17 protein-coding genes are annotated in these 22,286 nt (G+C 65.5%); 12 read left to right on the top strand and 5 right to left on the bottom strand.

Translation table 11 applies throughout. The features are described 5' to 3' along the window. Positions 1-14: 14 nt before the first annotated feature. From ACT3UQ_RS13380 to ACT3UQ_RS13370, 3 genes are all read left to right on the top strand, one after another. Positions 15-1,595, top strand: a complete 1,581-nt coding sequence (locus ACT3UQ_RS13380) for a hypothetical protein (protein ID WP_444637291.1) — start codon at positions 15-17, stop codon at positions 1,593-1,595. 2 nt (positions 1,596-1,597) lie between these two features. Then, the gene (locus ACT3UQ_RS13375; protein ID WP_444637289.1) at positions 1,598-3,109 is read left to right on the top strand and encodes an SCO6880 family protein; all 1,512 of its coding nucleotides are present in this window, start codon (positions 1,598-1,600) and stop codon (positions 3,107-3,109) included. A gap of 77 nt (positions 3,110-3,186) precedes the next feature. Further along, positions 3,187-4,113, top strand: a complete 927-nt coding sequence (locus ACT3UQ_RS13370) for a hypothetical protein (RefSeq protein ID WP_444637296.1) — start codon at positions 3,187-3,189, stop codon at positions 4,111-4,113. A 35-nt stretch (positions 4,114-4,148) separates the two neighbouring features. Here ACT3UQ_RS13370 and ACT3UQ_RS13365 read toward each other — a convergent pair whose 3' ends face one another. Continuing rightward, the gene (locus tag ACT3UQ_RS13365; RefSeq protein ID WP_444637288.1) at positions 4,149-5,963 is read right to left on the bottom strand and encodes a prolyl oligopeptidase family serine peptidase; all 1,815 of its coding nucleotides are present in this window, start codon (positions 5,961-5,963) and stop codon (positions 4,149-4,151) included. 8 nt (positions 5,964-5,971) lie between these two features. Continuing rightward, positions 5,972-7,204 (bottom strand): hypothetical protein, encoded by a 1,233-nt coding sequence (locus tag ACT3UQ_RS13360; protein WP_176484245.1) that lies wholly within the window; start codon positions 7,202-7,204, stop codon positions 5,972-5,974. Positions 7,205-7,302: 98 nt separating this feature from the next. Between ACT3UQ_RS13360 and amiA the strand changes: the two genes are divergently transcribed. From amiA to ACT3UQ_RS13325, 7 genes are all read left to right on the top strand, one after another. Then, positions 7,303-7,404: a streptamidine family RiPP gene (gene amiA / locus ACT3UQ_RS13355; RefSeq protein ID WP_243400284.1), complete on the top strand. Its 102-nt coding sequence runs from the start codon at positions 7,303-7,305 to the stop codon at positions 7,402-7,404. Positions 7,405-7,486: 82 nt separating this feature from the next. Further along, positions 7,487-8,227 (top strand): hypothetical protein, encoded by a 741-nt coding sequence (locus ACT3UQ_RS13350; protein WP_176484244.1) that lies wholly within the window; start codon positions 7,487-7,489, stop codon positions 8,225-8,227. After that, a complete protein-coding gene (locus tag ACT3UQ_RS13345; RefSeq protein WP_444637287.1) occupies positions 8,224-9,255 on the top strand; it encodes a CocE/NonD family hydrolase in 1,032 nt (343 codons plus the stop codon). Before ACT3UQ_RS13350 ends, ACT3UQ_RS13345 begins: the two co-directional genes overlap by 4 nt. Then, on the top strand, positions 9,252-10,640 hold the full coding sequence (locus ACT3UQ_RS13340; RefSeq protein ID WP_444637286.1) for a YcaO-like family protein: 1,389 nt from the start codon (positions 9,252-9,254) through the stop codon (positions 10,638-10,640). The genes ACT3UQ_RS13345 and ACT3UQ_RS13340 overlap by 4 nt, the downstream gene beginning before the upstream one ends. Before the next feature lie 5 nt (positions 10,641-10,645). Next, positions 10,646-11,923, top strand: coding sequence for a hypothetical protein (locus ACT3UQ_RS13335; RefSeq protein ID WP_096287921.1), 1,278 nt, complete (start codon positions 10,646-10,648; stop codon positions 11,921-11,923). Continuing rightward, positions 11,910-13,619 carry an ABC transporter ATP-binding protein/permease gene (locus ACT3UQ_RS13330; RefSeq protein WP_096287919.1) on the top strand — a complete coding sequence of 570 codons (1,710 nt, stop codon included), beginning with the start codon at positions 11,910-11,912 and terminating at the stop codon, positions 13,617-13,619. Before ACT3UQ_RS13335 ends, ACT3UQ_RS13330 begins: the two co-directional genes overlap by 14 nt. Further along, complete coding sequence (locus ACT3UQ_RS13325) at positions 13,616-15,322, top strand: ABC transporter ATP-binding protein (protein WP_096287917.1); 1,707 nt, start codon at positions 13,616-13,618, stop codon at positions 15,320-15,322. Before ACT3UQ_RS13330 ends, ACT3UQ_RS13325 begins: the two co-directional genes overlap by 4 nt. Positions 15,323-15,420: 98 nt before the next feature. Here the strand turns inward: ACT3UQ_RS13325 and ACT3UQ_RS13320 are convergent, their stop codons facing one another. The 3 genes from ACT3UQ_RS13320 to ACT3UQ_RS13310 are packed head-to-tail and all read right to left on the bottom strand — an operon-like array spanning position 15,421 to position 18,355. Further along, positions 15,421-16,416, bottom strand: coding sequence for an ABC transporter substrate-binding protein (locus tag ACT3UQ_RS13320; protein ID WP_096287915.1), 996 nt, complete (start codon positions 16,414-16,416; stop codon positions 15,421-15,423). Beyond that, entirely contained in the window at positions 16,413-17,234 is an 822-nt protein-coding gene (locus ACT3UQ_RS13315) for an ABC transporter ATP-binding protein (RefSeq protein WP_096287913.1), read from the bottom strand. The genes ACT3UQ_RS13320 and ACT3UQ_RS13315 overlap by 4 nt, the downstream gene beginning before the upstream one ends. Next, complete coding sequence (locus tag ACT3UQ_RS13310) at positions 17,231-18,355, bottom strand: FecCD family ABC transporter permease (protein WP_255248500.1); 1,125 nt, start codon at positions 18,353-18,355, stop codon at positions 17,231-17,233. Before ACT3UQ_RS13310 ends, ACT3UQ_RS13315 begins: the two co-directional genes overlap by 4 nt. Before the next feature lie 277 nt (positions 18,356-18,632). On the opposite strand from ACT3UQ_RS13310, the gene ACT3UQ_RS13305 reads away from it, so the two are divergent. Both ACT3UQ_RS13305 and ACT3UQ_RS13300 read left to right on the top strand, forming a co-directional pair. Next, positions 18,633-19,205, top strand: coding sequence for a recombinase family protein (locus ACT3UQ_RS13305; protein WP_096287908.1), 573 nt, complete (start codon positions 18,633-18,635; stop codon positions 19,203-19,205). A 78-nt stretch (positions 19,206-19,283) separates the two neighbouring features. Further along, a complete protein-coding gene (locus ACT3UQ_RS13300) occupies positions 19,284-22,250 on the top strand; it encodes a Tn3 family transposase (RefSeq protein ID WP_346060390.1) in 2,967 nt (988 codons plus the stop codon). The last annotated feature ends 36 nt before the right edge of the window (positions 22,251-22,286 follow it).

Here is a 22,286-nt window from a genome sequence, read left to right as displayed (position 1 = left end):
GTGAATGGTGGCAGGTGAACTGCAACATTGGTGAAGGCCTCAAAAACCTTGCCGATAGTGCAATTACGGACTTCGTCCAGTCGCTCTATGACGGTGCCGTGGCCTTCGTTGCCCAGGTTTCCACCTTCTGGATGGATACCCCCAGCCCCGACGTAGACAACGCTGCCGTGGCTAGTTTGCGCGATGACATGTCTTGGTACGTTGCAGGGTTTGCGATCCTGGGTTTTCTGATCGGCCTGATAAAGCTCGTCATGTCCCAGGACGTGAAAAACAGCCTGATCGGTTTGGGTACCCCGATTGTGAATCTGATTCTCGCGGCCACCGCCTATGCAACAGGTATTGGCTTGTTGCTCACCGCTTCGGATGAATTTTCCAAGTGGATCGTTGAGCGTTCTACTGGCGGGGATGTGGATCTGACGCAAATGCTAACCGCTGGCACTGCGCTTATAGCTAGTCCCGGTACTGCGTTCCTGCTGTTCATTCTCTTGTTGCTCGGCGCAGTCATCAACCTGTTGTTCATGTATTTCCGTGACGTGATGTTCCTGATCCTCTCCGCCTTCATCGTGGTGCTGGCTGCGGCCAGTGGATCAGAGCAGGGCCGGCAAGCATGGCGCAAAGCCAACGGGTGGCTGATCGCGTTGCTGCTCTATAAGCCGGTCGCAGCGGGCATCTATTCTTTGGGGTTCCGCATGCTGGTAGAAGGCAGTGCCCCCGAGGGTGAAGAAGCCACGGTTCCTGAGGCGATGCACTCGACCCTGATTGCGTTGCTGATCTTGTTGCTGGCGGCGCTGGCGTTGCCCGCCTTGATCAAGTTCATCGTTCCTGCTGCCGGTGTTGGCGCTGGCGCGTTCTCCGGCGGCGCAGCGCTGGGCGCGGGTGTCACGCTCGCGGCCGGTGCCGCAGTTCTCGCGGGTACAGGTGGCGCGGCTGCTGCTGCCGGTGGTGCAGGTGCGGCGATGGGTGGCGGTGCAGGTGCCGTTGGTGGTGGCAGTGGTGCCGCTGCTGCTGCCAGTGGAGGTTCGATCGCAGCCGGGACAGCCGGCGGCGGCACTACAGCCGGTGGTGGAGGATCGACTGGCGGCAGTGCTGGCGCATCCGTGAGTGGGTCATCTGGCGGTGGTGGTTCTTCTGCTTCGGAAACCATTAGCGGCACCGATGGGGGTTCTTCCGCGTCGGGTGCTGCCTCTGCTGAGGCAGGCTCCGGTTCTAGTGCTGGTGGTGGATCTTCTGCCAGTGGTTCTGGCAGCTCCACTTCCGGCGCAAGCTCTGGTAGTTCTCCTGCTGTTTCGGGCGGCGGCGCTCATTCCGCTGCCGGTGGATCGGATGGCGCAGCTGCGGCTCCGGCATCAAGTAGTTCGAGTTCCACTCCAACTGGTGCCGGTGCATCAACTTCCACTGATTCTTCTGGCTCCGGTAGTTCGGGTAACGGCATTACTTCCCCAGGCTCAGCCCAGAACAGCACCCCACCTGCCGGTGGCCCATCCGGCGCCAAAGCACCCAACAAGGCCACGGAAGCCATGCAGAAAATGAGCGACGTTAAAGGCATCGCCAACGGCGCGAACCCCAGCAAGCTCGTAGACGAGGACGGCGAATAAACATGGCCATCACAGATACGCGAATCGAACCGAACACCTTCGGCAACCTGACCGTGCCGCGCCGCTCAGGCTTGCTGGGCCTGTCCATGGGCCAAAGCCTCATGCTGGTGCCCATCGTCCTCATCGTCATCGTCACCGCAGCGCGCGGCTGGATCATGGCCGCCGTCATCATCGCCCTGGCCACCATCCTCGGGGCCGTGCTGCTTCTGGTCACCAAGAAACAAGGCCGTTCAATCTATGGGAGACTCATGCTTCGTCTAGCGCAGCGGCAGAAGGTCGCATCCAAAAAGCACGTTTATCTTTCCGGCCCCACCGGGTTCACCCCCGATGGGCAGGTACGCTTGCCCGGTCTGATGGCCAAGTCCCAGCTGACTGAATCCATGGACTCCTACGGTAACCCTTTCGGGCTGATCCGCCTCTCCTCCCGTGGCCACCACAATTACTCCGTGGTGCTCGAATGCTTCCCCAACGGGGATAACCTCATTGACCAGGCCGACCTGGATAACCAGGTAGCGCACTGGGCGAACTGGCTGACCCAACGCGGACTGGATGAGGGAATCCGCGGTGCCTCCGTCACCATCGAATCGTCCCAGGACTCGGGCCTGCGTCTGCAAAAGCTGCTGGCTGATAACCACCGCGAGGACGCTCCCGAATTCGCCCAGCGTGTCGTTGAACGTATCGCGCAGACTGATCACTCCGCCGCTCCTGAGGTCGTGGCCCGCATTACCCTCACCTTCGACGGCCGCCGCCTTGATGGCAAGGCCGGGGATCGAGGCATGGAAGAAATGGCCGAGGAAATCGGCAACAAGCTCCCCGGCATCATTTCCGGGCTGGCGAACACCGGGGCCGGAGCGGTACGCCCGAACACGGCCCAGGAAATCATCGACTTCACCCGTGTTGCTTACGACCCGACCACCGCTGTAGCAGTGGAGGAAGCGCAAGCCGCTGGTGGCACCGGCTTGGCGTGGGAGGATGCTGGCCCTTCGTTCGCGGTGGACGCGTTCGATCACTACCGGCACGACCGTGCGGTGTCGAAGTCGTGGACGATGTATGAAGGGCCGCGCGGCGCATTCATGTCCAACTCGTTAGCACGACTCACCGCACCGAGCGAGGGCGCGCTACGCAAGCGCGTGACCCTGCTGTACCGCCCAATTCCTGCGGATCAGACCTCCACGGTGGTGGAGAACGAGCAGAAGGATGCGATGTTCTCCGGCTCGCAGCAGCGCGTGTCCGTGCGTGCCCGCCAGCGTTTGGCGGCAGCGCAGAAAACAGCCCAGGAAGAAGCGTTGGGTTCCGGGTTGACACGGTTCGGTTTGATCATCACCATCAGCGTGAAAGATGAAGCTGAGTTGAAGAAGTTTGATCGCACCGTTCCCGGCTTGGTGTCCCACGCCAAGCTGCGGGTTCGCGAAGCGTTGGCGAACCAGGCAGTGACCTTCCAGGCTGGGTTGCCTTTGGGCATGGTGGTGCCTGATCACATGATGATCCCCGACGAGATTAAGACGTGGTTCTAATGACTCCTTTGAAGCTCTCGAACAAACGCCCCCAGCCTCCTGCCCCTGCTGACCTCACGCAGCCTCATAGTCTGACGTTGACCAAGCGCGATGTGGCCCGTTTGGAACGCGCGGCGAAGAAGGCCGCACCCAAGCCGGTCAAGGAGCCAGGCTTGCTCGCCCGCCTGCTGGCCGAAGGTGCCCAGTCCCGTTATCTGCCAGGGGATGCCGGGTGGAACCGGCGCGGTGGTGGGGCGGTGAACTACATCGAAAACCCGGTGGAGGTCCAAGGTTCAGCGGTGCAGGTGTGCGGGTTCTGGCCGTTCATCAACGGGGCTGGGCTTCCCACCATCGGGGCACCTTTGGGCCGTCACCTGCTGCGCAACACTTTGGTGACCGGCGATCCAGTCTCATGGTTCCTCAACGGCATCATTTCCAACCCTTCCGCGTTCATTCTCGCCCAGCCAGGTTTGGGCAAAACGTCTCTGGTGCACCGGCTGCTCGCGGTGCTCTCAGCCTGGGGCGTGGTGCCTATGATCCTGGCCGACTCTAGGCCCGATTATGTGCCTCATATCCGCGCGCTCGGTGGGCAAGTCATTACGTTCTCCCCTGGCCAAGGGCATTTGAATCCCTTGGATCTCGGGCCGCTGGTGGCCAGCCTGAACGAGATTGACGATGACAAGGCCCGCGATATTGCGATCCAGGAGATGATCAGCCGCCGCCGCTCCCTCATGGGGGTGGCTTGTGAAAAAGTGAAATATCCGACGCTAAGCTTTAGATGCGCGTCGCTGCCGCCTGTATTTGCCGGGCTTGATCCTGTTGGTGCGTGGCCAGGTGTAATCGCCGGTGAGGGTGATAAGTTCCCATCCCAGAGGCGAGAGGGACCGAAAACAGATCAGGGCCATGGGGTTGCGATCCAAATTCGTGAGGGGTATGGCATTCCTCGAGCGCGACCATTTGCGTGGGCCAGAACGGCGGTCAAGATGCGCATCACCTCCAAACTTTCGACGGCGGCGTGGAGATAGACGTGTCGCCGGGATTGCCTGCTAGGTTTCGTTGACTAACCCCGAATCGGCCAGTGCCGATGGTCAGCCGCGAACGAGAGTACGGTGGCAGAGAAATCCAGCAGGCTGCCAGAGGCCCGTTGTGCATGACCGCCGCCATGCTCCCTGTGCAGCCAGGCACCGCCGCCGCGGCACCGGATCCCGGCGACGAATTCCTCCGCTGCAGTGTTGTCGACCCGTTCGTCATTGCCGAGCACGCAGCACAGTATGGGTGGAAGCCCGTCGGTCGAATCCAGTGCGGCCAGGAGATGGAGAGGGGAATAGGTGGCGCGTTGCTGCCCGGTGGTTCCCCCATCGGCCCCGAATTCGTGGAGCCATTGGGATCCCAACCCGTGCCGCTGCAGATCGACGGTATCCAGCAAAGGTGCCACCACAATCACCCGGCCGAAGGCGCCGGGCTCCATCAACGCGGAGGCACTGACCACCAAGCCGCCATGGGAGGCACCCACGGCGGCGAGGCCCTCTACCGTCGTCCAGCCCTGAACCACCAGGTGGCGGGCCACATCGATCAGGTCGTGGATGGCACGCAACTTGTTGGCCCCTCGTCCGACCTCGTGCCATTGCGGGCCCAGTTCCCCGCCCCCGCGTACCTGAGCTGCCACATGGATGCCGCCGGCGGCAATCCACGCGGCCACGCTGGGTTCTGGCTCGGTGCGGTGCACAACCCCGAAGCCCCCGTAGCAAGAAAGCAGCAGCGGCCGCGGAGATGCGGGGCGCTCCTTGGAAATGTCGCAGGTCCGTGCCGAGACGATCACGGGGATCTCCACTCCGTCGCGGGCGGGGACCAGCAGCCGATGGTGCGTGAAAGCGGCGGAGTCCCTGCCCGGCGGTTGCTGAGTGGCGGCATCGGCCACCGCCTGGAGCTCCAGGCAAACGACGCCCGAGGGACGTTCCGGGGAAGCGCTCTGGACCCACAGCGCGCCGCCGTCCGGATGCGTGCTGAGAGACAGTGCGGTGAGTTGCTCGGCTGCCTCCAGCTTCCACAGCGTTGTCCCGTCCCGTGTCACCTCGGTGCCGGCGGGCCCCTCGGTGGCCAACACGATTCCGTGCGGGCCACTTAATCTGGCCAAAACCTTGTGCCCCGGGACGTCCACCGGAAGCGGGTCTGGACCCGTAATTCCGATCCAGCCACCGTCCCGGTGTATCCAGCGCCGCGATCTGTGACCGGGGATGCGCACCGTGAACTGCAACGATCCGTCTGTGATTCGCAGGCTCATCCTTTCCCCGGCGCCCGGGGTTCCGAGTTCCTCGGGGAACGGAAACGGCTCCGGTGGCCCGGTGGGACCGTTTGCGCCAATTGCGCAGCGCCAGATGGCTTGTTCCGGGGGTTTCCCGGAAAGTACCCAGAGCGACGTTCCATCCGGGGCCCACACCGGGGCGGCATGCCAGGATTGGGGGCCGGGCAGAGGCACGGGCGCCGTGCCCGCCGCGAGCAACCAAATCTCGGCCAGTTCGCCGTCCGCCGGACCGAGCAGGGCGGCGACCTGCATGCCGGAGGGATCGAGGGCGAATCCGCGCACCACCCGGTTCGCGGGCACCGGAAGCGCGGAGCCGGCCGGTGGGGGTTCGGGCGGGTTGCCCGGGGCCAGACTCCGGCGTAGCCAGTCATCGGATACGCGGTACAGCGCGGGGAATTCCTCCTCGGGGCTGCGCCAGGTGTAGACGGCGTTGCTGCCGGCGACCTGTGGCATGCCTTGGCGTGGTGTGGAATCCCAATGCAGCAATTGGGTCCGGAAGTACTCGTGGAGCGGGGGCTTTTCCTTCAGGTCCAACGAGGCCGGAGCCACGCCGTTTCCCTTCTTCGCGGCCATGGTCCGGATCATCGTCCCACCGTGTCGCCGGGACCGGTGGTTGCGCGTTTGAGCCAAGCCAGGTGGCCGCCGTCGTTCAGCGGCGTCGGAACCTCCATGGTGACCAACGCAGATCCGGGAACCCCGGTGTCCACCAGATGCACCTCGCCGTGCCCGCCCCGGGTCACCGCGACCCATTCGTCGCTGCCCGAAGCCGCGATTGCCCGGCGATCGGCGTTGTCCCATGGTTCGGCACCGCGACGCGGCGCCTGGTCCATCGGCGGCAGGCTCCATCGGCCGCGCTCCTGCAGGGTTTCGGCGTCATAGACGCGCAGGTCGTCCCCATCCGGGTGGATCCGGGCCACGGCAATGGCGGTGCCGGTCAGGGCAAAGCGGAAGATCATCCCGTCGCCCAGTGGTGCGCTGCGCGAGGTATTGGCGTCGATGTTATGGACCCACAGCGTATTGCCCCAGGTATCCCACCGGCTCGGGTGCTCCCCGCCTTCGCGCAGCACGGCAACCAGTAAGCGCCGCCGGGGGCAATGGCGCAGGAAGTAGGCGCGGCCCGCCGCTTCCCAGGGACGCATCGGCAGTGGAACGGGGACCCGCCCACGCACGTCGAAGCACTCAAGGCCGCGCTCGGTGGCCACGAACAGGGTGCCCGTTGCCGGATCATAGGCGTCTCCGTGGCCTTCGGTGCCGACCGCTTCGTGGATCCCGCCGCGCAGCTGCGGGCAATGTACGCCGTCGGTGAGGATGGCATCGATGGAGATGGATTCGATGGCTCCGGGTTCGCGGTGTCGCAGGACCGCGCGCGGTCCGTCAGGGGTTGCTGCCACCACAACGCCGGGTTCGCCGGAGCGGGTGCGGATCCGGCGGGAGTATGGGCCCGCTGCTGCCCGCAGGTCCACGACGCTGAGCAGGTCACTCCACGGCTCCCAGGATTGCCCAAGGCCAGTGCTGACGGCAATGAACCGGCCCGCGGGGTCGCAGGCCAGGTGCTCTCCCGGGATGGCTACGGAAATTCGGTGTTCAATCGCCGCCGCGGGATCCGTGTCCGTGGCGGCGAAGGGATCCATGACGATGAGCGATCCGCCCGCATTGTCAATCCAGGCGCACCGTCCGTTGCCCAGTGGCAGGATCCCGGCGTGTTCGGCCAGGACCACGCCGGGGATCCAGCCGGTAATCTCTTGGGTCGCGGGATCGATGAAGCCAACCGTTCGGGCCCGCTGGTCCGCCACGACAAGCATTTCGTGTTTCATGGAACCTCCATGACGCATTAGTTGAGAATGATTCTCATTAAGCATACAGTCTTCTTGTTGCCAGAACGGCAATGACAACACCTACGAAAGGAAACCCCATGGAAAACACCGTGGTACTTGCAGAAGTAGAAGAGACCGAGCAGTTGGCCCACCTGTCGGCCACCCACTCGAACGCGCTCGTCGAGAACCCGTTCGACTAGTCGCCCATTCTCGACTGCGGGGTGGATGTCTGGCATCCACCCCGCAGTGCCGCGCCCGCGAGCCAACATTTTGAAAGGACCCATGAGTAGCCCGGCCATAGATGATTTCGAACTCCGTGGACACACCACGGTGCGTTCCTCCGACGGCACATTCCTACGCGTGCAGACGCCCACCGGGGCACCGGCGCGCATGCTGGATCCCATTCGCGGCCAAATAGGCCAACAGCTGGAAGCCCGCGCAGTCCAGAGAATGCGTCCGCACCCCGGGAGAGAACGCCTCGCCGTGCTGTGCCCTACGATCGGGTGGGAGTCTGTCCACACTGCTCTGACTGGGCTCGACATTCAGGACATCGACGACGGTGGAACACCGGTGGCGGCGCATGGCCTGGTTGTCCAGGTGGCAACCACCCCGGCGGAGCGTAGCCTCCTGGACGCGCTGCCGGACAGCGGCACCGCCGTGCTGCGGTGCTACCGCGAGGGAGAGATCCTCTTTGTGGATCCACTCGCACTAGCCCCGGGTGACCCAAGTGGTTCACAGGTGCTGCGCCGCCGGCTGGCTGCCTCGGTTGCCGCTGAAGAACTGGACGTTTGGCTTGGGACCGCACGGCCCGCTGATGGAACCCTCGAAGGCCTACCCGCACTTGCCACCCAATTCCTTGGCGCACGGATCCGGTCCATGGTCGCCGCATGGCAATACGACACGGACGAGCTTGCCGCACTGCGGCGCAACCTCTGGCGGCTCGACACCCGGACGCTGTGCAGCAGCCAACATCCGGTCCTCGGATTTGCCGAACCGGCAGAAAATCCCGGTCGACGGCGATGAATCCCAGATCCCGCACCTCACCCCAGAGACTGAACATCGCACTGGGTGACGGCACCGTGCTGGCTGGCGACCACCATCGCTCCGTCCACGACACGGCCCGGGGAACGGTGTTGATCCGCACGCCGTATGATCGGCGGCAATATCGGGCCCAGGCAGGCGCATGGCAGGCCCAAGGCCATGACGTGCTCGTCCAGGATGTACGCGGCCGTTACGGTTCCACCGGAACGTGGCGGCCCTACGCGACCGAGGGCCAGGACGGTGCGGAAACCGCGCGATTCCTGGAGCGCGAGGGACTGCTGAACGGGCCGTTGTTCTTGGCCGGTGCCTCCTATGATGCCCATTGCGCATTGGAGACTGCCCGCCGCCTCGAAATCGACGGGAACCAGTTGCGCGCCGCCGCCGTGGTCGCCCTGGTCCCTGCCCTTGGACTCTTTGAGACCGCCAGGAACCCGGACGGGTCTCCGCGCCTGCGCGACCGGATCGGCTGGTGGCACATGCACGGTTTCGCTGCCGAATCGCGGGCGCCGCTGGCCAGTCCCGACCTTGAACGCCGGTGCCACGAGGCCAGGGAACGCGGGTTGGCCCACGCGATGCCCGAGAAGATCTACGGGGCGGAAGCCCCCGGCCAATGGGACAGGCTGTGGAAGGCGCCAAAACTGGACCTCGCCACCCGCTATGGAAGCTGCCAAGCGGCTCTGTTGGTGGTTTCCGGGCACCGGGACTTCTTTGCCCACGAGGCCCTTGAACTGGCCGCTGCGTGGGACTCCGGCAACACCGGATTCCTCACCGGCCCATGGGGACACCGGCTCACCGGCGACCTGGACCCTGCCGCCGCGTCCTCGCTGCGCCGCCACGGAGGACTCATAGACCGGGTCCAGGAATTCCTTGACCGTCCCGATGTTCGCCCGTTCACCCGTGAATTCAACCCGTTCCACGACGACACCGATCCCTGGGAACCGTCCGACCGAACGCGGCTGCGCGCCACGACCAATCCATCCGTACGAACAGAATGTGAATCATCCTCATGACCACAGCCGAACACCTTGGCCTGTTGCCGCTGCACACCCTGGTGGATGAACAGACCGGAATCATCCGCCGGGTCCGCTCGGTGCTCACCCCCGAGCACGCGCCGCCCGCCTACACCTCCATGACCGCCGAGGTCTCCGACGCCCGCTGGCTGGGCGACTGGCCCGCCGACCGCGTGTCACTGGGCACCACCTTCGGCGATGAACGCCAGGCCTGGATCGCGGCGGTGGCCGAGGGCATGGAACGCTACTGCGGAAACTTCATCCCGGCGGACGTCCCTGACGCCGAGCACTTCATCGGCAACGCCCGGCAGGCAAGTGCCGCCGGGCACCGTATCGTCCCGCTGAACGAGCTGCCCCGATTTGCCCCCTGGCAGCTGGGACGCCCCGACTTTCCGTACCAGAACATGGACGACGACACCGAAACACTTTGGACCTCCTGCCGCCGGCACGTCGACGGGCAAGAGGTCTGGCTGCCCGCCAGCCTGGTCTACCTGAACTGGCGGCAACGGCGCTTCGCCGCGCTGCCAAGGATCCACCACCTCAACTACGCCGGAATCGCCACCGGGCAGGGCTTCGCCGACGCGCGGGACCGAGCCCTGCTGGAAACCGTGGAACGCGACGCCCTGGAATTGTGGTGGCATCTCGATGGCCCCACCCGGGGCATCCGCACCGACTCGATCCCCGGACTGGCCCAGGACATGGAAGGCTGCCGACTTCAATACTGGGTAGTGGAAATGCCCAGCGAATTCGCTCCGGCCATGGCCGCACTGGTCTACGACCCGGACACCGGGCTCTATGCCGCAGGATTCTCCTGCAAGAACGATCCAGCCGAGGCCGCCCGCAAGGCGGTGTTGGAGGCGTTCCACACGTGGATTTACACCCAGGGCACCACCGACGCGGACGGCTGGGTTTTCCAGGCGGTCGAGGCCGGGCTCATGGCCCGCGGCCTCTATCTGGAACACCGGGCGGACCGTCGCTACCTGCAAGACGCCGGCGAGCAGTTCGAGGCCGTCCGGGACCTCGGGGCCCACGTGCAGGTCTGGCTCGATCCGAAGATGCACGACCTGGCCGAGCGCTTCATTGCACCGGCCGGCGGGCTGGTGGACATCGAGACAGTGGCCGGCGTGCCCATGGAAGAGGTCCACCGGCGCTTGGCCCGCGCCGGGCACCAGGTCTATACCCGAGAGCTGACCACCGAGGACGTTGCTCTGACTGGCTTGAGCGTGGTGAGGGTCGTTGTCGGCGGGCTGGTGCCCAACGCCCCTGCTGCCTTCGCCTACCTGGGGAGTCCCCGTGTCGCCGGAGCCGCCGTGTCCCGCGGCTGGCGGGACGTGCCGCCGGTAGCCCCGGGGGATTTCACCCTCGCCCCGCCACCACACATGTAGGAACCATGACACCCGATAGCAATCCGCACCACGGCCGGGAATTCACCGCCGCCTGGTCCGAGCACATGCCGGGATCCATGACGCACCCAGGACCCCGCCAGAACACCTGGGGTACCCCCGCTGGCGCAAACCACGCGGTTGCCGACGCCTCGGTGCCGATCGCCGAGGTTCTCGACACGCTCTGGAGAGCCCGCGGTGTGCACACGAATCCCGCCACCGGGGCACCGGGGACCATCCCGCAACGAGCGATCCCTTCGGCCGGGGCGTGTTATCCGGTACAGGTGCATCTGCTCTGCGGCACCGGCTGCGACGTGCCGCCGGGAATCCACGCCTACAACGCGGAGGATTCCACCACGCACCGCCGCACCGCTGCCGCGCCCGCCATGGCCGGCGCCATCCTCGTTTTCAGCGTGCTGCCGCAGCGCACCGCGGCCAGATACCACCACCGTGCCTTACCGCTGCTGCTGGCTGACACCGCCTATGCGCTTCTGGGTGTGTCCCGCCATGCGGCCTCCCGCGGGCTGAAGAGCCGGTGGCTCACTGCCGACCCAGCAACCCTGGCTGCCGTCGCCAGGCTGCCGGACTACGCCGCGTGGCAAGGGCGCTGGCCGGACACCGCACCGGAGCTGGCCTTGACTGCCCTGGCTGTTGGCGCCGGGGATGAACTGCCGAGCCTGGCCCAGTGGGGCATGGCTGCCGCGGGGCCTGCCGGTCGGCCGCAGCCATGCCCGCAGCGGCAACCACGCACCGTTGCTTCGGTGGAGCACTGGGCAGCCGGACCGGGGCTCCGCCACCCCGAGCACGCATACGACCTGACGCCAGGGGCGGTGCTCGGGACGGTTGAGCTGTTGCGTCGGCGTAGCTTGCCGATTCACTCGCCGATTTCCAATCTCGCGCACCCGGTGCGCCGGGTACCTTGGGGCGTGTGGCGACGGCTGTTGGGAGCCTTCCCGCTGCCGGCACCTGCCGGGTGCGACGTCGTGGTCCTTGGCCAGGAAGACATTGCCAAAAGGGGGTTGCACCTTGAATGCGCGGGACAGGAATGGGTCCACTCGTTGGACGGGATACTGCTCCTTCGCACCCGCGCGGCACCCGACGAAGCGGCCATGTGGTGGGCCGCCGGTGCCGCCGCGCACCTGCTCTATTCTTCCCTGGCTACCGGCCGGGAACACACTTTCCGGCCAGTAGCCGGCTGGACTGGGACCCGGGACGGGTTCATCACGCTGCACGCGCTCGGTTTCCGGGCACAGAGATCGGAAGGAAACACCCATGTTGGTCAATAAGCGCCTGAAGGCCCTGACCCGCGGCCACAACCGGAGACTGAACGCGCTCACCGCCATCGTGTGCCTGGGCTCCGCCAGCTATTGGGTGCAGGCATGGTTCCTGGCCGGCGCGCTGGCCGGGCTGCTGCCCGGCCAGGGGCACTCAGCGGCGCAGGTGGTTCGGGACCTGCTGGCCGTGTTCGGCTGCGGGCTGCTGCGGGCTGCACTGCAGCAAGTCCAGACCCGGCTGGCTAGCGGACTGGGCACCGCGGTGCGCCTGGAATTGCGCGCCACCCTGGCCGCGGCGCTACTGCGTCCGGAGCGCTTGCGTGACAACACCGAGCGCAGCGGGGCGCGCCGCCTGGCCCTGAGCGAGGGGGCCGACGGCGTGGAACCATACGTCACCGCCTACATCCCGCATGCACTGCAGCTGCAGATCCTGTGCCCGATCCTGCTGGCCGCAGTGGCAATACTTAACCCGATGCTCGCTGCGGCGCTGCTGGCCGCCGTCGTGGTTGCAGTGGGTGCCCCGCGGCTGTGGGGCCGGCTCCTGGCCCGGCGCGGCGCCATGCACTGGGATTCCTACGAGGCGTTGAGTGCCGACTTCCTTGAGGCGCTGCAGGGCATGCGCACGCTGAAGATCCTCGATGCACTCCCGCGCTTCCGGGCCCGGCTGGACGAACGTTCCGAGGCGCTGCACCGCGCCACCGTAGCCACCATGCGGGTGTCGCTGGCCGACACCGCACTGGCCGACCTCGGGATCCAGGCCGGCTTGCTGGCCGCCGCGGCACTGACCGCCCTGGATGTCCTCGGGGTGCTGCCCGCGGGGCTCGGCACCTCCCCGGCCCTCACCTTTTTCACGCTCATGCTCGCCTCGGAGGTCTTTAGGCCCGTCCGCGACCTGGCCCGCCAGTGGCACTCCGGATACCTGGGCATCTCCGCCCTGGGTAGCATCGATGCGGCGATCGGCGCCGAGGGTGCAACACCCTCCGAGCCCCGGGCCGATGCCGCAGCGGCGAACGGCGCCGCGGCCGGTGATCGGCGGCGCCACGGCCACACCCTGACGCTAGAGAACGTGTCCTTCCGCTACGGACCCGAATCTCCCTGGGTGATGCACGGGGCCACCGCCAGCATTCGCCGCGGCGGGATCACTGCCCTGGCCGGTCCCTCGGGCGCAGGGAAAAGCACGCTCTTCGACATCATGCTCGGGTTTCTGCCCGCCGAGGGCCAATGCCTGCTGGACGGGCGGCCCCTGCAACCGGATGACGTGAGCGTGGTTTCCCAGCACAGCTACCTGTTCCCCGGCACCATCCGGGCAAACCTTGCCGCGGTGCGGCCCGGGGTGTACGACGAGACGATGCGCAACGCACTGGCCTCGGCAGGGCTGGGCACCGAGCTCGAGTCCTGGCCTCTTGGGTTGGACACCGTCTTGGCCGAGGCCGGACACTCGCTCTCCGGCGGCCAGCTCCAGCGCCTCGCCGTCGCCCGCGCCATCCTGGCCGACCGCCCGGTACTGCTGCTCGATGAACCCACCTCGGCGCTGAACCCGGGGCTGGCCGGCAAGCTCATGGATTCACTGCGCGCCGAGGCCCGACACCGCATCGTGGTGATGATCGCCCACCGCACCGAGGCCCTGGATGCCGCCGATACCGTACTGCATCTGCGCGAGGGCACCCTGAGCGAAACCGTCACGACCATATCCCCGGAGGGACCATGAACCCGCAGAACACCGACACGACGTGGCGTCGGGACGATCCCCTGTGGGGTCTCCTTCCGCACCTGTCCGCCCATCGCCTGGCCTTGGCCTGGACAGGGGTGGTGGGCCTGGCGAACAACCTGGCCCTGGTCTTCCTGGCGGTGGCCGGGTCCTATGCGGTCACACTGGCCCTTGTCGAGGGGCAGCTGGCGTCCACACGATGGTGGATCGCCGCCGCAGTGGCGGTGCTGCTGCGCGCGGTGCTCACCTGGCATGAGATGGATTTGTCGCACTCGATTGCATACCGGGTGCTCGCGGCGTTGCGCATGGCGCTCTTTGACGGGTTTTCCCGCGGGGTGCCTTCGCGCAAAGCCGGACAGCACACCGGGCGGCTCGCAGCCACCGCCATGGGGGACACGGAAAAGCTCGAGTTCTTCTACGCACACACACTGACCCAGTTGGCCTCGGCCGTGGTGCTGTTGCTGGGTGGAACCGCGGTGCTGCTGCGGATCGACGTGGCGCTGGCCGCCGGGCTGGTGGTGGGACTTGCAGCCTTGGTGCTGCTCACCCTTCCCTGGCAGCGCGCCAACGTCCGGCTGGGCGAGGAAGTGCAGCGGGCCAAATCCGATCAGTCTGCCTTGGCAGTTGACCTGCTCGCCGGTTCCCGGGAAATCCTCGGGTTCGGGCTACAGGCACAGGTCCAGTGGCAGCTCGCGGCGGCAACGCGGACCGTGGCCCGGGCCGAACGGCGGCTCAAGTCACGTGAAGCCGCCGCCGCCAGCGTGCGCGAACTCTGCTCGCTGGGCATCGTGGTCGCCGTCTTCCTCGCGGCCTGGAACCAGCCCGGACTGGATAGGTTGTGGATCCCGGCCCTGGTCGCTGGAACGCTCACGCTGCTCTCCCCGCTGATGGAGGCCGTTGCGGTGCTCACCCAATTACAGCCCCACCGTGCCAGCGCGGCGCGGGTGCTGGAGGGAATCGCCATGCCTGCCGAGGGCCCGAACGCAGCCCCGACGCTTGCCTTCGCCCCGTCGGGACCGCTGGGCATCGAGGTGCGCGGCGCGTGTTTCTCCTACGGCGACGGCACCCCGGTGCTGGAACCCACCTGGCTTTCGGTGGCCCCCGGGGAGCACTTGGGCATCTCGGGCCGCTCGGGATCCGGAAAGACCACCCTGGCGCGTCTTCTGGTGCGCTTGTGGTCCCCGGATGCCGGCAGCATCGGGCTGGTTCCGCGCATCGGTGCGGCCGTGGACGTGGCTTCCATTGACCTCCACGACTTCCGCTCGCTGGTAACCCTGGTGGAGCAGGACGCCACGATCTTCCACGGGACCTTGTTGGAAAACATGCAGCTGGCAGTCCCCGGGGCCACCGAGGGATTGGCCCTGGATGCCCTGGGACGTGCCGGGCTCCGGCTGGAGGCCGGGCGCTGGCCAGAGGGCGTCCACACGGTCATCGGCGAGGCCGGGGCCGGTGTTTCGGGAGGAGAGCGTGCCCGCATGGCGCTGGCCAGGGCGTTGCTATTGGACCCCAGCGTGCTGGTGTTGGATGAGACCACCGCATCCCTGGACGCCGCCACCGAAGCACTTTTGCTTGATGCTGTGGAGCAGCTGGCCGGGGACATGACCGTCGTGACGATTTCGCACCGGGAATCGACGCTGGCCCGTTGCGACCGCCGTGTCGAGCTGGCGGACCTGCACCGCGCGCCCCAGGCCCAGCCCACCTAGCACCGGCATCGGGAGCATCGGAGCATTGGGAGACGCGAATGCCTTCGGGGCCAGCCACTTGGTTGGCCCCGAAGGCATTTTGGGTGGTGCTGCGGAATCTAGAACGCCTCGGGGTGCAGTCCCTGGGCGATCTGCTGCACCGCATGGATGTTGCCCCAGGAGCCCGGCATGACGTCGCTGGAGTCGATGGCCACCAGGCGGTCGTTCTTTACGGCGTCCAGCTGCGGGAACCTAGTGTGCAGGAAATCGCGGGTTGCCTTCTCGTGGGCCTGATCAAGAGTGGTGAACACGATGACCTCCGGATTCTTGGCCACCAGTGTCTCGGGGGAAATGACCGAGGAGAAGAACTGGGCGAATGCCTTGTCATCGGGGCTGAATACGTTCTCGCCCCCGGCGATCTCAATCATGTTGTACTCGATGCCCGCACCGATGGCCGAAACGGTGTTGCCCTCAACGAAGAGCTCGGCCACGGACGGCTTCTCGACTGTGGCGACCCGCTGCGCGACGTCATCCAGCACGTCCCTTGCCTCGGCAGCCAGGGCCGCTGCCTGATCCGGTGCTTCGAAGACCTTGCCCAGGTTTTCGATGTCGGTGAGCAGGTCTGCCACCTCGGCGGTGCCGCGGCGCTCCGCGCAGCCGGCCGTGGCAATGTAGGACTGCGCGCCTGCCGCCTCGAGCTGGTCGATGCTTGCGAAACCCTGCTCGGCGGTGAACTCGTAGCTGGTGGGCGCATAGACCAGGTCCGGGGCAACGCCCAGCAGCACCTCCCTCGAGGGCGGCCCCTGTTCGGTCAGCTGCGTGGCGATGCCGAGGTTCGCGAGTTCCGGCATCAGTGCCCCGCCTTTGGTCTGGGCCTCGGCCACGACCTTCTCCGCCTGCCCCAGGCGCACCAGCATCTCGGACTGGCCAGGGGTCATCGCCACCGCGCGCTGCGGCACTCCGGCAAAGTCCAGCGTACGGCCGCAGTTTTCAATGGTCTTCGCGGAGTCCGCGGCTGGTGCCGGAGCGGAGGCGGAGACGGACTGGCCGCAGCCGGCCAGCAGCGTGCCGCCCAGTATCAGGCCGGAAATGAGAAACAGGGATTTGTTGTTCATGCGTGTTCCTTGAGTGGTTCGGTGTGGTGGATGGCTTGTTCTAGTGCCCCCGGGGTGAGTCGGGCGACGGCGATCAGCGGCCTGCCGGTGATCGGGTGCTCGATCCGGGCCGAGTCCACGCCGAATCCGGTGCGGATGGCGTTTTCATCCAGCACCTCGTCCGGGCGGCCAATGGCCTGCAATTCCCCTCCCCGCAGCAGGGCCACGTGGTCGCAGAATTCGGTAACCAGGTTCATGTCATGCAGGGCGGTGAGCACCGTGAGTCCGCGGGAAGTGGCCAAGGACATGAGTTCGAGCTGGAAGGCGATGTCTAGGTGGTTGGTGGGTTCGTCAAGCACCAGCAGCGGGGTCTGCTGCACCAGGGTCCGGGCCAGCAGCACACGCTGCTTTTCCCCTCCCGAGAGCCCGGTGAAGTAGCGGGTGGCCAGGTGTGCGGCACCTACCTCGCGAAGGGCTGTGTCGACGAGCTCGACGTCCGCGGCCGAGTCGGCGCCGAAGCCGCGCTGGTGCGGCACCCGGCCCAGCATCGCCATCTCCCGGACCGTGATCGGGAATTCCTGGGTGGACTCCTGAGCCATGACGGCGATCCGCCGAGCCACCTCGCGTCCGTCCAGGTTCCTGACATCGTCCCCGCCCACGCGTACGACACCCGAGGAGGGCTTTTGGGCGCGGTACAGGGTGCGCAGCAGCGTCGACTTGCCGCAGCCGTTGGGGCCAAGGATGCCCAGCACCGTGCCGGATGGAACCGCCAGAGACACGTTGTCCACGATCCTCCGGCCGCCGATCTCGACGCTGACGTTTTCAAAGGAGACGTTCACTGGTTCACCCCCGCCGCGCCGGCGCCGGAGGTGCGCATGAGCCAGAGGAAGAAAGGGGCTCCGACTGCAGCTGTGAGGATGCCCAGCGGGATCTCAGCAGGTTGGGCCACGGTGCGGGCCAGCAGGTCGGTGAGCATCAGGAAGAATGCGCCGCCGAGGATCACCAGCGGCAGCATCCGGCGGTGGTCCGAGCCTACGATCATGCGCACCGCATGCGGGACCACCAGCCCCACGAAGCCGATCCCGCCGCACACCGCCACAGTGGTGGCGGTCAGCAGGGCTGTGGACAGCAGCAGCGTCCGGCGCATGGAGGTAATGTTCACGCCCAGCGCGATCGCCGTCTCGTCCCCGGCCAGCATGGCGTTCAGTGCCCGGGAGCGGGTCATCGCGTAGGTCGCTACCAATGCCAGTGCGATTCCGGGCAACACCAGCTGGGCGTAGCTGGCAGCGGAAACGCTGCCGAGCAGGAAGAACAGCACGCTGTAGACGTTCTGCGCCTCGGTGGTGATGGTCAGGAAGTTGGTGATTGCAGCCAGCAGTGAGCCGAGAGCCACGCCGGCCAGGATCAACCGGGAGGGTGCGATCACCCCGCCCTGCTTCGCCAGCAGGTACACCAGCACCGTGGCGCCGGCGGCACCCAGGAAGGCCGCGGCGTTCAGGCTGAGCCCGGCCACGGCGGTGGATCCCGCCACGATGGCCAGCACCGCGCCGACCCCGGCGCCTGCTGAGACGCCCAGGATGTAGGGCTCGGCCAGCGGGTTGCGGACGTTGGTCTGTAACAACGCACCTGCCAGGGCCAGGGAGGCCCCGGCAACGCCTGCCAGCAGCGTGCGCGGCAGGCGGAAGTTCCAGACGGCTTGGTCCTGAGAGACGGTGATGGAGCCGTCTCTCATCCATGCCATGCCCGGAACCAGGTGCCCGGCGATGATCTTCGCCGATTCCAGCAGGCTAGTGGCCAGCGGCCCGGTGCTCGCGGAGAACAGGATAACCAGCACGATGCCGACGGACAGCATTGCCGTGGTGCCGTGCCGCCGCCAGACGGCGGGCCTGTGCGACGGGAGTTGCGGGGAAGGAGCTGCGGGGCGCGGCGAGTCCAGCGCAGTTCGAGGAGAAGTGTTCACGCTTCACAGACTACCACTAATGATACTCATTATCATTAGTGGTAGTGGGCTGCCATCCCTGAACCCAAGGGGAGTGCGACTGCCACTTTCAATCTCTGGGAATGGCTCAAGAATTGGCAGACGATCCAGCACTAATTTTCCACGCGTCTGGAAACGATCGTTAGCGAGACACTCCTCCTCCGAGTTCGTGGCCCGCGGAATCTCGGGGCCGATTTTGTAACGCTTGCCGTGTACGCGCCAATGTAACGCTCAACCGGGTTGGTGATACATTTTGGGCATGCGAATCGGATACGGACGAGTCTCAACCCGCGACCAGCACCCCGAAGCCCAACACGACGCCCTGCGCGCGGCCGGCTGCGAGCAGGTGTTCCTCGACACCGCCTCGGGGAAACTCGCCCGCAGACCCGAACTCGACAAAGCGCTACTCTCGGCCAACAGGTCCGGCGATCAGCTCGTTGTCACGAAGCTGGACCGGCTCGGGCGGTCGCTGGAAAACCTCATAGACCTGTCCAAGACGCTGCAGGAGCGCGGCGTCGACCTGGTGGTCCTGGATCAGGGAATCGACACCTCCTCACCCGCCGGACGGATGTTTTTCCAGATCATCGGCTCGATCGCCGAGTTCGAACACGCGCTGATGTCCGAACGAACCCGCGACGGGCTGGCCGCCGCCCGGGCACGCGGACGGACCGGTGGGCAGAAACCAAAGCTCGGTCCCCGCCAGGTCAAGCTGGCAAGGGAAATGTATGAGGAAAAGGATGCCGACGGGAAACGTGCCCATACCGTCGAGCACATCGCCCAGGAATTCGGCGTCAGCCGTCCCACCATCTACCGGCATCTGGCCAAACCATGATTCGCGGGCATGGTGCTCCGCAGCAGCACCAGGACAAGTCCGTAGATTGCGGCCTTCCAGCTAACAAGGATTTCTGACATGGCCCTGCGTTCCCTGCTCACGACTGCCGAACGCGGCCAAGTCCTTGAAATCCCCACCGGCACCGAGGACCTGGCTGCCCACTACACACTCAGCGAAGCGGACACGTCGTTGATTCGCCAACGCCGCGCAGATGCCAACCGGTTGGGCTTTGCCATCCAGCTCTGTCTGCTTCGGCACCCGGGTATCGCACTGACCGACGAAACCGAAGTACCCACTGAAATGATCGACTGGCTTGCGGCCCGCCTGGCTATCCCGGCCGAGGCCTGGGACGAATATGGGACACGTGGGGAAACGCGGCAGGAACACGGTAGAGAGATCCGTGCGTATCTGGGCATGTCCGCGTTCGGAATCGCGGATTTTCGCCAGCTCGTGGAACACGTGGGCGAGGTTGCCGCGCAAACAGACAAGGGCATTGTCTTGGTCGAAGGCGCGCGGGACTTCCTGCGCTCAAGGAAGATCGCCTCTCCCGGGGTCGGGATCCTTGAAAGGGCCTGCGCGCAGGCCCTGACCAAAGCGAATCGGCGAATCCACGCCATCTTGGGCGGCCACCTCTCCGTCGAGCATCGGCGCCGTCTGGATGGTTTGTTGCGTCGCCGCACCGATAGTTCCCTGACCGAAATCGGCTGGCTGCGCCAGGCACCACTGCGGCCCAACGCACGGGCGATGAATGAGCATATCGACCGGCTCACGGCCTGGCGTGCGCTTTGCCTTCCCTGGGACGCCGGCAAACTGGTGCATCGGAACAGGTTGTTGAAGCTGGCCCGGGAGGGTGCCTCGATGACGGCGGCGGATCTGGCCAAGTTCGAACCTGGGCGCCGGTACGCGACCCTGTTCGCGATGTCTGTGGAAAGCATGGCAACGGTCACCGACGAAATCATCGATCTGCACGACCGAATTATTGGCCGGATCATTCGCACCGCCCGGAACAAACAAAACCAGAACACTCTGGCCTCCCGTGCCACCGTCGCAGCCATGATGCGCCTGCACTCCAAGCTCGGCGATACCCTGATCGCAGCCAAGGATAACGGCGAGGACCCCTTCGCTGCGATCGACACAGCCATCGGCTGGGAACCCTTGATCGATAGCATTGCCCAAGCCAAGGAACTGACCCGGCCCGCACTCGAAGACCACCTCGCCCTCGTCAGCGCCCACTTCACCACTCTGCGCCGCTACACCCCGGCATTTCTTGCCGTCCTTGACCTCCAAGCAGCCCCCGCAGCGCAAGACCTGTTGGCTGCCATCAAAGTCATCCGCACCATGAACACCTCCGGTGCCCGAAAGGTCCCCGAAGATGCACCCACGTCATTCATCCGGGCTCGGTGGAAGCCTCTGGTTTTCGCCGAGAACGGCACCGACCGTGGATTCTACGAGTTTTGCGCCCTTGCGGAGCTCAAGAATGCGCTGCGGTCCGGAGACATGTGGGTCACCGGTTCCCGGCAGTTCCGCGACTTCGATGACTACCTGCTGGCTGGCTCCGACTACACGCTGATGAAGAGTGCCGGGGAACTGCCCCTGGCCACGGCCACCGGTGGCGAACACTACCTACAGGATCGCCTCGCCCTGCTTAGTGAACGGCTACACCAAGTCAACACCCTGGCCTCCCGGGATGAACTGCCCGGGGTGCTGATCACCGCCAGCGGCGTGAAGATCACCCCGCTCGAGACAATCGTGCCACAACACGCGCAGCCCTTGATCGATCAGGCCAGCGCCATGTTCCCGCGAATCCGGATCACCGACCTGTTGATGGAAGTCGACGGCTGGACCGGGTTCACGCGCCACTTCACCAATCTCAAGTCCGGCCAACCCTCCAAGGACAAGCAGCTGCTGCTCACCGCAATCTTGGCCGACGGAATCAACCTGGGATTGACCAAGATGTCCGAGTCATGCACCGGCGTCACCTACGCCCAATTGGACCGCCAGCAGGCTTCCCATATCCGGGATGAAACCTACAGCGCTGCCCTGGCCGAGCTGGTCAATGCCCAGCACGCACACCCCTTCGGTACGCACTGGGGCGATGGCACCACTTCGTCCTCGGACGGGCAACGCTTCCGCGCCGGCAGCCATGCCGAATCCACCGGGCACGTGAACCCGAAATATGGGGCCGAGCCCGGGCGGATGATCTACACGCACGTCTCGGATAAATATTCGCCCTTCCACAGCAAACTCATCAATGTCGGGGACCGCGACGCAACCTACGTCTTGGATGGGTTGCTGTATCACGAGTCCGATCTGGCGATCCAGGAGCACTACACCGACACCGCAGGGTTCACCGACCACCTTTTCGCCCTCATGCACTTGCTTGGATACCGGTTCGCACCCCGGATCCGAAACATCGGCGACACCCGTCTCTACACGCCCACCAACGATCCTACGTTGTCGACGTTGTCACCGCTGATTGGCGGCACCATCAACACGCAAACCATCACCGCGCACTGGGATGAAATCCTCCGGCTGGCCACATCCATCAAGACCGGCACCGTGACCGCATCCTTGATGATGCGCAAACTCGGCGCCTATCCACGCCAAAATGGGCTCGCCACCGCGCTACGGGAACTGGGCAAATTGGAACGAACGCTCTTCCTGCTGGACTGGCTCCAAGATCCCGACCTGCGCCGCAAGGTGACGGCCGGGTTGAACAAGGGAGAGGCCAGGAACACCCTGGCCCGGGCGGTGTTCTTCAACCGTCTGGGAGAGATCCGCGATCGATCCTTTGAGCAGCAGCGCTACCGGGCCTCGGGGCTGAATCTTCTCACCGCGGCCATCGTTCTCTGGAACACGGTCTATCTCGACCGAACGATCACCACCTTGGATCAGGAGGGTAACGCCACGGACCCTGAGCTGCTGCGGTTCCTCTCGCCCCTGGGGTGGGAACATATCAACCTCACCGGCGATTACACCTGGCCACGCACCAACAAGATCAAACCCGGCAAATACAGGCCGCTACGGCGCTCGAGAAGACCTTAGCGTCGGATATTCCACTTTTTCACAAGCCACCCCTAT

This window comes from Glutamicibacter sp. AOP12-B1-11, from assembly GCF_052379245.1.
In the GTDB taxonomy this organism is placed as follows: Bacteria; Actinomycetota; Actinomycetes; order Actinomycetales; family Micrococcaceae; genus Glutamicibacter.
This window is presented reverse-complemented; position numbering and strand designations above follow the sequence as displayed.

Bases quoted from the DNA above. Each gene is read 5' to 3' on its own strand.
- ACT3UQ_RS13375 (WP_444637289.1), top strand. From the start codon at position 1,598: ATGGCCATCACAGATACGCGAATCGAACCGAACACCTTCGGCAACCTG.
- ACT3UQ_RS13365 (WP_444637288.1), bottom strand. From the start codon at position 5,963: ATGGCCGCGAAGAAGGGAAACGGCGTGGCTCCGGCCTCGTTGGACCTG.
- ACT3UQ_RS13360 (WP_176484245.1), bottom strand. From the start codon at position 7,204: ATGAAACACGAAATGCTTGTCGTGGCGGACCAGCGGGCCCGAACGGTT.
- amiA (WP_243400284.1), top strand. From the start codon at position 7,303: ATGGAAAACACCGTGGTACTTGCAGAAGTAGAAGAGACCGAGCAGTTG.
- ACT3UQ_RS13350 (WP_176484244.1), top strand. From the start codon at position 7,487: ATGAGTAGCCCGGCCATAGATGATTTCGAACTCCGTGGACACACCACG.
- ACT3UQ_RS13345 (WP_444637287.1), top strand. From the start codon at position 8,224: ATGAATCCCAGATCCCGCACCTCACCCCAGAGACTGAACATCGCACTG.
- ACT3UQ_RS13340 (WP_444637286.1), top strand. From the start codon at position 9,252: ATGACCACAGCCGAACACCTTGGCCTGTTGCCGCTGCACACCCTGGTG.
- ACT3UQ_RS13335 (WP_096287921.1), top strand. From the start codon at position 10,646: ATGACACCCGATAGCAATCCGCACCACGGCCGGGAATTCACCGCCGCC.
- ACT3UQ_RS13330 (WP_096287919.1), top strand. From the start codon at position 11,910: ATGTTGGTCAATAAGCGCCTGAAGGCCCTGACCCGCGGCCACAACCGG.
- ACT3UQ_RS13325 (WP_096287917.1), top strand. From the start codon at position 13,616: ATGAACCCGCAGAACACCGACACGACGTGGCGTCGGGACGATCCCCTG.
- ACT3UQ_RS13320 (WP_096287915.1), bottom strand. From the start codon at position 16,416: ATGAACAACAAATCCCTGTTTCTCATTTCCGGCCTGATACTGGGCGGC.
- ACT3UQ_RS13305 (WP_096287908.1), top strand. From the start codon at position 18,633: ATGCGAATCGGATACGGACGAGTCTCAACCCGCGACCAGCACCCCGAA.
- ACT3UQ_RS13300 (WP_346060390.1), top strand. From the start codon at position 19,284: ATGGCCCTGCGTTCCCTGCTCACGACTGCCGAACGCGGCCAAGTCCTT.